Annotated in this window: 12 protein-coding genes; 3 read left to right on the top strand and 9 right to left on the bottom strand. The window is 69.7% G+C overall.

Features of this window, described 5'->3' with window-relative positions; genetic code table 11:
- Positions 1-44: 44 nt before the first annotated feature.
- Positions 45-1058, bottom strand: coding sequence for an NAD(P)H-binding protein (locus tag J4030_RS08390; RefSeq protein WP_208048779.1), 1014 nt, complete (start codon positions 1056-1058; stop codon positions 45-47).
- A gap of 48 nt (positions 1059-1106) precedes the next feature.
- Between J4030_RS08390 and J4030_RS08385 the strand changes: the two genes are divergently transcribed.
- Positions 1107-2072 (top strand): cytochrome c oxidase assembly protein, encoded by a 966-nt coding sequence (locus J4030_RS08385; RefSeq protein ID WP_208048778.1) that lies wholly within the window; start codon positions 1107-1109, stop codon positions 2070-2072.
- A gap of 70 nt (positions 2073-2142) precedes the next feature.
- Here the strand turns inward: J4030_RS08385 and J4030_RS08380 are convergent, their stop codons facing one another.
- The 7 genes from J4030_RS08380 to J4030_RS08350 all read right to left on the bottom strand — a co-directional run bounded on the left by J4030_RS08380 (position 2143) and on the right by J4030_RS08350 (position 10239).
- Positions 2143-2787, bottom strand: a complete 645-nt coding sequence (locus tag J4030_RS08380; RefSeq protein WP_208048777.1) for an SIMPL domain-containing protein — start codon at positions 2785-2787, stop codon at positions 2143-2145.
- Positions 2788-2906: 119 nt separating this feature from the next.
- The gene (locus tag J4030_RS08375) at positions 2907-3737 is read right to left on the bottom strand and encodes an Fpg/Nei family DNA glycosylase (protein ID WP_208048776.1); all 831 of its coding nucleotides are present in this window, start codon (positions 3735-3737) and stop codon (positions 2907-2909) included.
- An 8-nt stretch (positions 3738-3745) separates the two neighbouring features.
- Positions 3746-5404: an alkaline phosphatase D family protein gene (locus J4030_RS08370; RefSeq protein WP_208048775.1), complete on the bottom strand. Its 1659-nt coding sequence runs from the start codon at positions 5402-5404 to the stop codon at positions 3746-3748.
- 24 nt (positions 5405-5428) lie between these two features.
- Positions 5429-6418 (bottom strand): TRM11 family methyltransferase, encoded by a 990-nt coding sequence (locus tag J4030_RS08365; RefSeq protein WP_208048774.1) that lies wholly within the window; start codon positions 6416-6418, stop codon positions 5429-5431.
- Between the two features lie 281 nt (positions 6419-6699).
- Positions 6700-9186: a polyribonucleotide nucleotidyltransferase gene (locus J4030_RS08360; RefSeq protein WP_208048773.1), complete on the bottom strand. Its 2487-nt coding sequence runs from the start codon at positions 9184-9186 to the stop codon at positions 6700-6702.
- Positions 9187-9384: 198 nt separating this feature from the next.
- Positions 9385-9654 carry a 30S ribosomal protein S15 gene (gene rpsO, locus J4030_RS08355; RefSeq protein WP_208048772.1) on the bottom strand — a complete coding sequence of 90 codons (270 nt, stop codon included), beginning with the start codon at positions 9652-9654 and terminating at the stop codon, positions 9385-9387.
- Between the two features lie 156 nt (positions 9655-9810).
- Positions 9811-10239: a DUF350 domain-containing protein gene (locus J4030_RS08350; RefSeq protein WP_208048771.1), complete on the bottom strand. Its 429-nt coding sequence runs from the start codon at positions 10237-10239 to the stop codon at positions 9811-9813.
- 219 nt (positions 10240-10458) lie between these two features.
- Here J4030_RS08350 and J4030_RS08345 point away from each other — a divergent pair, with 219 nt between their 5' ends.
- Positions 10459-11292, top strand: a complete 834-nt coding sequence (locus J4030_RS08345) for a hypothetical protein (RefSeq protein WP_208048770.1) — start codon at positions 10459-10461, stop codon at positions 11290-11292.
- A gap of 26 nt (positions 11293-11318) precedes the next feature.
- Here J4030_RS08345 and J4030_RS08340 read toward each other — a convergent pair whose 3' ends face one another.
- Positions 11319-12269: an alpha/beta fold hydrolase gene (locus J4030_RS08340; protein WP_208048769.1), complete on the bottom strand. Its 951-nt coding sequence runs from the start codon at positions 12267-12269 to the stop codon at positions 11319-11321.
- 41 nt (positions 12270-12310) lie between these two features.
- Here J4030_RS08340 and J4030_RS08335 point away from each other — a divergent pair, with 41 nt between their 5' ends.
- Entirely contained in the window at positions 12311-12841 is a 531-nt protein-coding gene (locus tag J4030_RS08335) for a MarR family winged helix-turn-helix transcriptional regulator (RefSeq protein WP_208048768.1), read from the top strand.
- Positions 12842-12945 lie beyond the last annotated feature (104 nt).

Below are 12945 nucleotides of genomic sequence, written 5' to 3'. Positions count from 1 at the left end.
ACATGCACGGCGGGGCACCTGTGCCCCGCCGTGCATGTCCGAAGTCAGCTCCTGCGGCGCGCGAGACCGGCGGCGATGGCGCCGACGCCCGCGATGCCGATGGCACCGCCCAGCACCTGGTACGCGTGGTGGCGCCACCCCTGCGGATCGAATCCGGCGGTCGCCGCCCGGATCGCGTCGTCGTACGACGTCCGTCCGCCGAGTGGCGGACCGACCACGTCCAGGATGTCGTCCTCGTGGCAGACCGCCTCGTGCACCAGGCTGCCGACCAGCGGCCGCGCGATGCCCGCCGACACTGGCGTGACCGCACCGACCCAGTGACTCGCCAGCTGCGGAGTGAGCACGGGCACCGTTGCGATCAGGGGTGATCCGAGGCCTGTGACGCGCGCGTACTCACGCATCATCTCCGCGTAGGTGAGCACGTCGGGCCCGCCGACGTCGAACGTGCGGTTGACGTCGGGTGCCATGTCAGCGGCGCCCACGAGGTAGTGCAGCACGTCGTCGATCGCCACCGGCTGGATCCGATTGCGCAGCCACCGCGGTGCGACCACCGCCGGCAACCGCTCAGTCAGGTGCCGCAGCATGTCGAACGACGCCGAACCGTCCCCGAGGACGACACCGGCCTGCAGCACTGCGGTCGGCACGCCGCTCGCCAGCAGGATGTCCCCGACCTCGACCCGGGAGCCCAGATGCGGCGACAGGACACCGGTCGGGTGCAGTCCCGAGAGGTAGACCAGTCGTCGTACGCCCGCACTGTGCGCCGCCTGCGCCACGACGTGGGCCATCTCCCGGTCGCGACGTACGAAGTCGCCCCCGCCGTCCATCGAGTGCAGCAGGTAGTAGGCGACCTCGACGCCGTCGAGCGCCTCCCTCATGTCGTCGGGGTCCGACGCGCTCCCCTGCGCGACCTCGACCCGGTCGGCCCACTCCCGGGTCTTGAGCGCTTCGGGGTGGCGACTGAGCACCCTTACCTGCCAACCACTTTCGAGCAGCTTCGGCACGAGCAGTCCACCGATGTATCCGGTGGCTCCCGTGACGAGGGCGATGCGAGACGTCATACGGGACACAGTAGGCGCGCGCCCAGCAGCGTCGGGGAGGATGGGTGGGTGCCTGCCTTCACTCCGAGCTCGTGGCTGACCGCCTGGACCTGGTCGTGGCCCGGTGTCGTCGCGGCGCTGGTGCTTGCGGCGCCCTACCTCGCCATGGTCGGGCTCGCGGCGCGGCGCGGTGAGCGCTGGGCGTGGTGGCGCACGGCGGTCTACCTGGTGGCGGGCGTGGGCTCGCTGATCTACGTGACCTGCGGGCCGATCGGGGCCTACCGCACGAGCCTGCTGTGGTGCTTCGGAGGTCAGGTCGGGGTGGTCGCCTCGGTGACGCCGCTGGCCCTGGCGATCGGCGACCCGGTCGGGCTGGTGCGCCGGGTGCGCCCCGACGCCGTGGCCGTGTTGCAGGGACGCGTCGCGCGGGTGCTGATGTTCCCGCTCCTGGCCTCGGTGCTGGCAGCCGTCAGCATCGTGCTGGTGTTCTTCACGGGGTACGCGCAGTGGGCGATCACGTCCGGGATCGGCGAATTCGTGCTTCTGGTGCACCTGCTCGCGGTGGGCGTCCTCGTGGTGCTGCCGCTGCTCACCGAGGAGCTGCTGCCCGGGTGGGCGACCGCACCGGTGCGCGCGTTGTTCGCCTTCGTCGATGGGCTGCTCGACGCGATTCCCGGGATCCTGGTGATGACGGCGTCCTCGCTGCTCGTGCCCGACTTCCCCGGGTGGGGCACACCCGCGCACGCAGGTTTCAGCAAGTCTCTGGACCAGAAGTTCACCGGCGGCGCCCTGCTCGGGGTGGCCGAGGCCATCGGAGTGCCTCTGCTCGCGGCGGTCTTCGTGCAGTGGATGCGCAGCGATGCCGTGGAGGCCGCGCAGGTCGACGCGCGACTGGATGCCCAGGAGCGCACCGATCCCGCGCCGTCACCCAGGACGTCGGTCGAGGAGCCCGAGGCGCAGACGGACCGGCCGTGGTGGTTGGACGACCCCCGGCTGGCCGACCGATTCCACAAGCGCGACTCAGCGGGCGACTGACCCGGGCGGCCGCGCCGGCGGCGCTCACCGCGCCGCGCGAGACGTCGGGATGCTTCTCGATGGGCGTGCTTCAGTGCGCCAGAAACTCCACGTCGATCGCGATAGTGACCGCGATCCGCCGCGGGGCGAACCTCAACTCTGCTCCTCCGCCGCTCTCGGCCACGGCCATCGCCGCCCTGGCGAAGTCGGGCCCGCCCTGGGTCGGTCCGCTGTCGGCGATGGTGACTGCCTCGATCGCCTGCTTGCCGGCCGCTCGCGCGTACTGGTGGGCATGCTCGTCGGCGGACCGCACCGCCTGAGCCCGCAGCGAGTTGCTGGCGTCGTTGCGCGTGGCGGTCGTCAACTCCCACTGCACGTGCTCGACACGCACCTCCTCGATCTCACACCACTGCTCCACGGCGTGCCCGAGCTGTTCGAAGTCTGCGAACCGCGCCTGCACATCGGCAGAGGTCTGGTGCGTGAGCGGGCGCCGAAGCCCGTCGTGGCCGTAGGGCCGATCGGACCAGGTGGTCACTTGCTCGTTGCTCCAGCGGCGCACCGCTCCGGTGCTTTCGAGGTCGGCGAGCTCGTCGGTCAGCAGGCGCAACACCGTGCGCACGCGTTCGGCGACCGCGTGCTTGTCCGTGCCTTCCGCCTCGATCCGTAGCTGCAGGTCGGCTCGCTCGGCAGGGCAGAGCGTGGTCGCGGTCTCGTGCACTCGGATGGTCAGGGGCATTCCAGGAACCTATCGGCTCTGATCGCGCAGGAGGGCGTGACGAGTCCTTCCCGCCCACGACGGCGGATTCTCATCCCGCACGAGCTCGGGACACGCGGACGTCCCGCGTCGGGAGCGCCTCAGGCCGTGCGGTGACGCTGGCACCGCGGGCACCAGAAGAGGTTGCGCCCAGCCATCACCTGGGTGCGCACCTTCGTGCCGCACCTCGGGCACGGTTCGTCGGTGCGTTTGTAGACCGCGTGCTTCGGGCGGCGTACGACGGCCACGCCGGTGCTGGCGTACGTCGCCTCCGCCTTCTCCACCTGCGCCTCGTCCGTCACGATCCGACCGGTGACGACACCGACCTTCATCAGTCGCACGAGGTCGGCCCACAGGGCGTCCCAGACCGTCGCCCGCAGCTTGTTCCCCGGTTTGAACGGATCGACGCGGTGACGCCACAGCAACTCGCAGCGGTAGAGGTTGCCGATGCCCGCGACCACGTCCTGGTCCATCAGCAACTGGCCGATGGCCTTGCGACTGCGGTGGATCCGCTCCCATGCGCGGTCCGGATCCGCGTCCGGACGCAGCGGGTCCGGACCTGTGCGCGCGATGACCTCGGACACCTCCTGCGGAGTGCGCAGCGCGCAGATGATCGGACCGCGCAGGTCGGCGACCGTCGTGTCGGTCGCCAGCCGCAGCCGGACGGCGCCGCGCGGCGGCGGCAGCACGTCGTCGTACGGCAGCACGCTGAACTTGCCGATCAGTCCCAGGTGCACGTGCAGCACCCGCTCGGCCGAGAAGTCCACGAAGAGGTGCTTGCCCCAGGCCTCCGCGCTGTCGAGATACGTGCCGTCGATCATCGCGGCGCTCTCGGCGAATCGCCCCTGCGGGCTGCTCACCGCCGGCCGGCTCCCGCCGAAGGCGTCGTCGATCGCCGAGGCGAGCCGGTGGATCGTATGCCCCTCTGGCACAGTCTCACTCAGCCGATCAGCACTGTGGAGACACGGTCCAGGCGAGGCTGGTCGTACCGACCATCCGACACCACGCCGCGCGCCCAGGTGAAGAGCAACCGGTCACCGAGCACCTCGACCCCGCCCATGTTGTTGTCGAACCACGGCCCGTGCGTGAGGTCCCACTCGTACGCCGGCAGCCGCACCTGCGGCAGTCGCCGGGCGAGACGTCGCATCGGGGACTTCGTCCAGTTCGCCAGGGCGCCCTGCAGCATCCGCACGTGCCGGGGCAGCGGGTTCCGGATGGGCGAGCAGACCGCCTGCAGGATCCTCGAATCCAGCTGGTAGCGCTCGTGCTGCACCTGCGTGATGTAGGAGTTGTGTACGTCGCCGGACAGGAAGGTGATTGTCGACGGGGCCTTCCCGTGCTGCCCGCGCGCCACCTCCACCACGCGCTGCAGCACGTGCGCGAACGACCGCTCGAACGCCGCCCAGTGCTCCAGATCGACTGCCTCGCGCAGCTTCTCGCCGAGCCGGGCCGTCCGTCGGCCGCCCCACGCTCCGCCGGCCATCGTCTCGTCGATCGACTCCAGGTCGTGGATCGCCGGCGGCAGGAAGAACGGCAGCGACGTGCCCACGAACAGGTGCGAGGTGTCGCCGCGCAGCTGCTCGTCGAACCAGTCGCTCTCCTTCTGATCGAGCATCGCGCGCTCCCCGGGCCGCAGTACCCGCGCATTGCGTGAGTCGATGACCACCAGTCGGCTCTCGCCCAGGTCGCGGGTGAAGGAGAAGCGATAGCTGTCCGGATCGCGGTCGACCCGGTCGCCGAACGCGTCGATCACCTTGGTGATGTCCAGCTCCCCCTCGGCCGGGTCGTGGGCGGCGATCTGCTGCCAGATCTCGTCCTGCCGCAGCTCCTCGGGCGCCAGATTGCCCGCGTGCTGATAGATCCAGTACGACGCGAGCGCACCCGTGATCCGATCGCGCCACCACGGCAGCTTGTTCATCTCCTCGTGCCAGGCCTCGGAGGTGTTCCAGTCGTCGCGCACGTCGTGGTCGTCGAAGATCATCGCGCTGGACAGCGTCGAGAGCAGCCATCGGTTCGCCGGGTCGGACCACGCGAGCCGGTAGAGCTCGGCGTACTCCACGAAGTCCTTCACCTCAGGTCCCGGCGGCTCGTCCAGTCCCCTTCTGCGTTCGATGAACTCGCGCATCGCACGCGATGTCTCGTCGGCGTAGAGCTGATCGCCGAGGAAGAGCACGAAGTCCGGCCAGTGAGCGGGGTCGCGGACCATGTCCAGGGCGTACGCGCGTAGGGCGTCGACCCCGTGCGTCTTGGTGCCCTCCTCGTCGTGCGGCACGCTCGTGCGGCACGACCCGTAGAGGAAGTGCGACGGCCTGTCGCGGTCGAGGGTGGCGATCCGACACTGTGGGTAGACGTCGTCCGGCACGGGCCACACCACGTCGCCGTCCACGGCCACCCGATAGTCCTGCACCGACCCGGGCTGCAGTCCCTCGACCAGCACGATCGCGTAGTGGTGGTCGTGCGCGGCGAAGGTCGGCGCGGACCATGCACCTCCCTCGGTCCGTACCTCGACCTGTCCGGCCGCGGCCGTCTCGACCCAGACCGTCGCCGTCGTCTCCCCGACATGGCGCAGCAGCGGACCGAGGACCAGCGGTGGAGGCATAGGACAGTCCTAGCAAACGGCGCTTCAGCGCGCGCGGCGGCCCGGCGCGCGGCTGCGGGTCACGACGTACGCCGAGGGGTTGACGCCGTGGTACCGCACGACCTGCTCGCGCACGATCTTCAGTCCGCGAGTGCGCGCCAGCGCGTCCTTGAAGACCCGCTTGTCGTCGGTGAGCAGGACGCACCGGCCGCCCGGGGTCAGCACTCGTTCGATCTCGCGCATCACCCGCGGGTAGAGCTCGATGTTGTTGCTGTTGCTACCGATCCGCTTCCCGAACGGAAGGTCGGTGACGACCCTGTCCACGCTGTGGTCCTCCACCGCCAGGTGGGTGGCATCGCCAGCAGACACCTCGACGCGTCCCTGCAGGCCGCGGTCGATGAGGTTTTGGCGGGCCAGGTCGACGGCCTCGACGTCCAGGTCCACCGCGATCCCCCGACCATCCGGACGGTCGATCGAGTCGACGATCGACACGGTGGCGACTCCCGCGCAGGGATCGAGCAGGAGGTCGTGGGGCGCGCACTTGGCCAGCCGCAGTAGACCCGCGACCACCGCGACCGGGGTCGCGGCCGGCAGGCGTCGCAGCGTGCCGAAGCGGGCCGCCCACGCCAGTGGCCCCAGCTGGGCCACGCCCTGCTCGACGTCGAGATTGACCTGCCAGTCGGAGGGTGCATTCACCCAGCCGGCCACGTCGGTGAACCGGGCGATCACCTGCTCGCGGACGTCGGCCGCGGCCTGCACCCGGAACCGCACCGGTGCCTCGACGCCGACCGACTCCGCGAGCCGTCGTACGACGTCGACGACGCTCTGGGGCGCGGCAGCCGGATCCCACGGCACGGCCACCCGGTCCAGTGCGGTGGTCGACGAGAGGAAGCCGAGGCCGGACTCCGCGACGTCCTGCAGCAGGATCTCCCCCGGTGCGAGAGACCTGCTGCGGATGCCGTGCTCCTGCAACAGGTCTCCGCGGACCAGATCCTCGAACCCGACCGCGCACGTCACGATCAGGTCCACGGGCATACCGGAGATCCTCTCAGGCCGAGTCCCCCTCGGTTGTCAGCGGATTCCTGGCGCCGGCACCACCACGACGCTGACAAGCGCGGACGCGGCGTTCGGTTGTCAGCGGATTCCTGGCGCCGGCACCACCACGACGCTGACAAGCGCGGACGCGGCGTTCGGTTGTCAGCGGATTAGTGGCGCCGGCACCACCACGATGCTGACAACCGGACGCAGACGCACGGACGCCCGGCACCCCCTCGGGGGCACCGGGCGTCCGGTCGTGCGTGTGGGACTGGTGAGGCTCAGGCGTCCGTCGGCGTGGCGCCGGCGGGCTGGTTCGACTCGTTGGAGCCACCCTGTCCGCCACCGCTGTTGCCACGACCGCGGCCGCCACGACGGCGGCTGCGGGGACGGCGTTCGCCACCCTCGCTCTGGCCACCGGTGTCCTCGGACCCGGTGCCCTGCGCGGAACCGTCGTCCTCGGCCGCCAGGGTGGTGTCCTCGGCGACGGGCTCGGCGACGGCGCCGGCGGCCGGCGCGACATCGGCCACGGGGGCCGGCTCCGCGGCAGCGACGGGGGCGGCCTCGGCAGCAGCCGACGCGTCCTCGACGACGGCGAGCGAGAGCTTGCCGCGCGGGTCGACCTCCTTGAGCTCGACCTGCACCTTCTGACCGATCTTCAGCACGTCCTCGACGTTGTCGATCCGCTTGCCGCCGACGAGCTTGCGCACCTCGGAGATGTGCAGCAGACCGTCCTTGCCGGGCAGCAGGGAGACGAACGCGCCGAACGTCGTGGTCTTGACCACGGTGCCCAGGAAACGCTCGCCGACCTCCGGCATCTGCGGGTTGGCGATCGCGTTGACCGCGGCCCGCGCGGCCTCGGCCGACGCACCGTCGGTCGCGCCGATGTAGACCGTGCCGTCGTCCTCGATCGACAGGTCCGCGCCGGTGTCCTCCTGGATCTGGTTGATCATCTTGCCCTTCGGGCCGATGACCTCACCGATCTTGTCGACGGGCACCTTCACCGTGATGACACGCGGTGCGAAGGGGCTCATCTCGTCGGGGCCGTCGATGGCCTCGTGCATGACGTCCAGGATGTAGAGCCGGGCGTCGCGTGCCTGGGTGAGTGCACGGCCGAGCACGTCGGCGGGGATGCCGTCGAGCTTGGTGTCCAGCTGGATCGCGGTGACGAACTCCCGCGTGCCGGCGACCTTGAAGTCCATGTCGCCGAAGGCGTCCTCGGCTCCCAGGATGTCGGTCAGCGCGGCGTACTGGGTCTGTCCGTCGACCTCGGCGGAGACCAGACCCATCGCGATGCCGGCGACCGGAGCGCGCAGCGGCACACCGGCGTTCAGCAGGGCGAGGGTGGACGCGCAGACCGAGCCCATCGACGTCGAGCCGTTGGAGCTCAGCGCCTCGGAGACCTGACGGATCGCGTACGGGAACTCCTCGCGGGTCGGCAGCACCGGCATCAGAGCGCGCTCGGCGAGCGCACCGTGGCCGATCTCGCGACGCTTCGGCGAACCGACACGGCCGGTCTCACCGGTGCTGTACGGCGGGAAGTTGTAGTTGTGCATGTAGCGCTTGCGCGACACCGGGCCGAGCGTGTCGAGCTGCTGCTCCATGCGCAGCATGTTGAGGGTGGTGACGCCCATGATCTGGGTCTCGCCACGCTCGAAGATCGCCGAGCCGTGCACCCGCGGGAGCACCTCGACCTCGGCGGAGAGCGCACGGATGTCGGCCAGACCGCGGCCGTCGATGCGCACCTTGTCGCGCAGGATCCGCTGGCGGACCTGAGCCTTCTGCAAGGCGCGGTACGCCGCGGACACCTCCTTCTCGCGACCCTCGAAGCGCTTGCCCTCGCCGGCCAGTTCGGCCTTGAGGGCGCCCTTGAGCTCCTCGATCTTGTCCTCGCGGTCCTGCTTGTCCACGATCGTGAACGCGGCGGCGACCTGCTCGGCGGCGTCCTTCTCGACGGCCTCGTAGACGTCGTCCTGGTAGTCCAGGAAGATCGGGAAGTCCTGCACCGGCTTCGCGGCCTGCGAGGCGAGCTCGGACTGCGCGTCGCACAGGACGCGGATGAACTTCTTGGCCGCTTCCAGACCCTCGGCGACGATCTCCTCGGTCGGAGCGGTCTTGCCCTGGTTCTTCACCAGGTCCCAGGTCGCTTCGGTGGACTCGGCCTCGACCATCATGATCGCGACGTCATCACCGGCGACGCGACCGGCGACGACCATGTCGAAGGTCGAGCGCTGCGCGTCGGAGAAGTTGGGGAAGGCGACCCAATGGCCGTCGATGAGGGAGACGCGGGTGGCGCCGACCGGGCCGGAGAACGGCAGGCCGGAGATCTGCGTGGAGGCGGACGCGCCGTTGATGGCGAGCACGTCGTACTGGTGGTCGGGGTTGAGCGACAGCACCGTGATGACGACCTGGACCTCGTTGCGCAGACCCTTCTTGAAGGTCGGGCGCAGCGGGCGGTCGATGAGGCGGCAGGTCAGGATGGCGTCCGTGGACGGGCGTCCTTCGCGGCGGAAGAAGCTGCCGGGGATCTTGCCCGCGGCGTACATGCGCTCCTCGACGTCGACCGTCAGGGGGAAGAAGTCGAACTGGTCCTTCGGTTGCTTGCCTGCGGCCGTGGTGGACAGCAGGGTGGTCTCGTCGTCGAGGTAGCACAGCACGGAGCCGCCTGCCTGCTTGGCGAGGCGTCCGGTCTCGAACCGGACGGTGCGGGTGCCGAAGCTGCCGTTGTCGATCGTGGCTTCGGCGAAAGTGATCTCTGGACCCTCCATTGGGTCTCCTCTTCTGTTCTCTACTGACCGGCCGTCGGATCGTCGTTGCCCGCGGCCGTTTTCTTCATCTCGGGGCGTACGGCGATGTGGCCCGCGGGCGGCAGCGCGCAGGCTGCGGCCGGCGGGGTCGACATACCCCCGAACACGCCAGAAGGCGGCCACCGCGAAGGTGACCGCCTGCTGGCGTGAAGTGGGTGATCAGCGACGTAGACCCAGTCGCTTGATGAGCGAGCGGTAACGCTCGACGTCGATGTCCTCGAGGTAGCGCAGCAGACGCTTGCGCTGGCCGACCAGGAGGAGCAGCCCGCGGCGGCTGTGGTGGTCGTGCGGGTGCTGACGCGAGTGCTCGGTGAGGTCCTTGATGCGCTGGGTCAGCATCGCGACCTGCACCTCGGGGGACCCGGTGTCACCCTCGGTCGTTGCGTACTCGGACATGATCTGTGCCTTGACGGCGGTTTCCAGGGGCATCGTGAGGATGACTCCGTTTCTGTGACTCGTTGCGCGGTGCTCCTGGGCATATCCACCAGGGCGCTGTCGATCCGCGGCCGGTATACGGCGACCCCCAGAATAGCAGCGCGGCAGGGGGCGCCCTAATCGGCTGAGAGCCGCCTGCACGCTGCCGCGTCAGGTGATCGCGGCAGTGATGACGGCGGCGATGGCCAGGTGGCTGGCCGCGGTGACCCACACCGCGGGGTGCCGCTCTGCGGCGACCATCATCGCGCCGAGTTTTCCGGGCGTCAGGAGGTCGAGGATGACGAAGAACACCGCCATGATCGCCATGCCGAGGATGCTGAAGACCGCGGTGCGGATGAGGCCGTCGGTGAGGTCGCCGTGGGCGCTGCGGATCGCCGCCACGATGATCGCGCCGACCGAGACCACGTTGACCGATACGAGGATCGAGGCGTTGGTGTTGCGCTGCTCCCAGATCAGCTCGTGCAGCTTGCCAGGAGTGAGCAGGTCGATGAGCGCGTAGCCGACGAGCATCATGCCCACGCCCACCCCGGCGTACGCGGCGATGGCGCCGACGTCGTTCCACAGATTCGAACTGGTCATGGCGTCTCTCTCACTGGTGCTGACGGCGGGGCGGTTCCTGCTGAGGGTAGACGTGACGGAGGTGCCCGCGGCGGTGCCATGGCCGGGCATGGGCGGGGGCGGGCCTGGGAAACGGCTGGGACGAGTACGGCGTTTCCCGGTGTGCCGGCTGGCGACGTGTCCTACCGTGGCCGGAGCGTGGATCGGACCGTACATCTGCAGTCTCAGGAGGGAAGTCGGATGCCGAAACTGAATCAACCCGTCGATGTCGACGGATTCTGGCGGGACGGTTTCACGATCGTCCGCAACGTCTACAGCGACGAGGAGATCGAGCAGTTCCGCGAGCAGTGCCGCGCCGGGGGTGGCGGCAAGGGGGATCTGCTCGCCCGCCCGGGACTGCGGTCGGCCATCACCGACGGCGCGATGGCGGAGATCGCCCGGAAGATCCTGCGCAGCGACAACCTCATGTACGGCGGGGACAGCGCGTTCACGATCAACCCCACGCTCCGCGGGTGGCACAAGGACAACACCGACCGGCAGGACGGCAACGGGCCGGACTGGAAGTCGGACTACACCCAGCTGCGATTCGGCATCTATCTGCAGGACCACACCAAGTACTCCGGTGGACTCAACCTGCGCAAGGCCTCGCAGAACACCGTGGACCACTCCAAGGGCGAGATCCTCTACCTGAAGAACAGGCCCGGTGACATCGGCGTGTGGAGCATGCGCATCACCCACTCCGCCAACGGCGACCTGCTGCGGTGGCCCCGCGGGGGCACCACCGATCCGGCGCACCTTCCGGAGAAGATCTCCAAGTGGAAGCTCGCGCCGAAGGTCGAGGAGAGGATGGCGATCTTCGCGGCCATCGGACTCGACGACGAGCACAGCCGGCGCTATTACGACTACCTCAAGACCCGCAAGTACATGGTGGACCAGTGGCGTGCCGCGCCGTACGACGAGCAGGCCCGGGCGGCGCTGGAGAGCACCGGCGTCCGGCTGCGCGACATGCCTGCCGAGGTCGACGGCGACGAGACCGCCGGTCTGAACGTCGCCTGGCAGCCCACGCCGTACTAGCAGTGACCCGACCCTCGACCTGTCGCTCAATCGAGCGACAGGTCGAGGGTCGCCTGGCGCCAGGCCGCGACCATCAGCGGGCCGCCATGCCCCTCGGTCTCCTCGACGATCAGCCGTGATCGCGGCAGCATGCGGTGCAGCTCGTACGCCGTCACCGCCGGCCCGCTGATGTCGGTGCGCCCGTGGATCAGCGCGACCGGGATCTCGCGCAGGGCCCCCGGGTCGGTGAGCAAGGCCGGATGGAGGAAACCGTCGTGGCTCCAGTAGTGGGCGGTCAGCTTGGTGAACGCGAGCTGGTAGTCGATCGGCCGGTCGCTGTGGCGGGTCGTGGGCTGCAGCAGACCGACGTGCGCGTCCTCCCAACGCATCCATGCCTGCGCCGCCGGGCGGTGCACCAGCGGGTCGGGATCGGCGAGCAGCTGCGCGTACGCCGTCACCACCCGCTCCAGCTCGCGGCGGTACCCGATCCCGGCGCGCTCGGCGTACCCGGCGTACTCCTCCCACGCTTCGGGGAAGATCCGCCCGACCTGCTCGGTGATCCAGTCCACCTCGGCGCGACCGGTGGTGGTCACGGCCATGACACTGACGGCGATGGTGCGCTCGGGGTGCGCGCGGCCGTAGGCGAGGCCGAGCGTCGAGCCCCAGGACACCCCGGCCACGACCCAGCGCTCGATGTCGAGGTGGGTGCGCAACGCTTCGAGGTCGCCGATCAGGTGCGCCGTCGTGTTGACCCTCAGGTCGTAGGCCGGGTCGGACGCGTGCGGTGTCGACCGGCCGCAGCCGCGCTGGTCGAGCCCGACGACCCGGAAACGGCTCGTGTCGAACCAGTCCCGGTAGCCACCCGTGTTGAGGCTGCCGCCGGGCCCGCCGTGCAGATAGACCAGCGGCACACCGTCGGGGTTTCCGGATTCCTCCCAGTAGACGCGGTGTCCTTCGCCGACATCGAGCAGGCCGGTGGCCGTGGGGTGCGTGCGCATCCGGTCATCGTGGCAGGCCGGCAGTGGCAGACTGGTCGCTCATGAGCCGATCAGTGCAGAGTGATCGACCCAGTGAACGCGCCCGGTACGAGGCGGAGGTCGCGGCGTACGTCGCGGCCGGTGGCAACGAACAGGTCCAGCGTGTCATCACGGCGGTGCACGGGATGTCCCGTCGCCTCGCTCAGTGGTACACCCGCCAGCTGCAGGATGTCGGGCTCTCCTCCGGCGAGTGGTCGGTTATCTCGATCCTGGCGACGGCGCCCGACGGCCAGCTGACGACCCCGTCGTACCTGGCGCACGCGACCGCCATCGCGCCGTCCTCGATGACGCACCGGCTGGATCGGATGAGCGAGCGGGGGCTGCTCGAACGGACACCGGACAAGGAGAACCGGACCCGGATCCTGGTCGCCCTCACCGAGACGGGGTGGGAGTTGTTCAAGCAGGTCATTCAGGAGTCGGACGTGATGGAGTCCGACGTACTGGACCGGCTCGACACCACCGAGCGCGCGAGGCTGGCGACGCTGCTGGAGCAGGCGATCACCGGCCTGGACGAGGCCCTCGGCACCCGCTGACCGCGGCGGAGGCCGTTTCGGCCCGCTCGTCCCCAAACGGCCACCCCGACCCGCGCCCACGCTGCGTTTCGGCCCACTCGGCCCCAAACGCACGCCCCCGACCC

Origin of the sequence: Allobranchiibius sp. CTAmp26 (assembly GCF_017565405.1) — a bacterium.
Lineage (GTDB): Bacteria > Actinomycetota > Actinomycetes > Actinomycetales > Dermatophilaceae > Allobranchiibius.
This window is presented reverse-complemented; position numbering and strand designations above follow the sequence as displayed.

Bases quoted from the DNA above. Each gene is read 5' to 3' on its own strand.
- J4030_RS08370 (WP_208048775.1), bottom strand. From the start codon at position 5,404: ATGCCTCCACCGCTGGTCCTCGGTCCGCTGCTGCGCCATGTCGGGGAG.
- rpsO (WP_208048772.1), bottom strand. From the start codon at position 9,654: ATGCCCCTGGAAACCGCCGTCAAGGCACAGATCATGTCCGAGTACGCA.
- J4030_RS08390 (WP_208048779.1), bottom strand. From the start codon at position 1,058: ATGACGTCTCGCATCGCCCTCGTCACGGGAGCCACCGGATACATCGGT.
- J4030_RS08345 (WP_208048770.1), top strand. From the start codon at position 10,459: ATGCCGAAACTGAATCAACCCGTCGATGTCGACGGATTCTGGCGGGAC.
- J4030_RS08350 (WP_208048771.1), bottom strand. From the start codon at position 10,239: ATGACCAGTTCGAATCTGTGGAACGACGTCGGCGCCATCGCCGCGTAC.
- J4030_RS08365 (WP_208048774.1), bottom strand. From the start codon at position 6,418: ATGCCCGTGGACCTGATCGTGACGTGCGCGGTCGGGTTCGAGGATCTG.
- J4030_RS08340 (WP_208048769.1), bottom strand. From the start codon at position 12,269: ATGCGCACGCACCCCACGGCCACCGGCCTGCTCGATGTCGGCGAAGGA.
- J4030_RS08380 (WP_208048777.1), bottom strand. From the start codon at position 2,787: ATGCCCCTGACCATCCGAGTGCACGAGACCGCGACCACGCTCTGCCCT.
- J4030_RS08360 (WP_208048773.1), bottom strand. From the start codon at position 9,186: ATGGAGGGTCCAGAGATCACTTTCGCCGAAGCCACGATCGACAACGGC.
- J4030_RS08335 (WP_208048768.1), top strand. From the start codon at position 12,311: ATGAGCCGATCAGTGCAGAGTGATCGACCCAGTGAACGCGCCCGGTAC.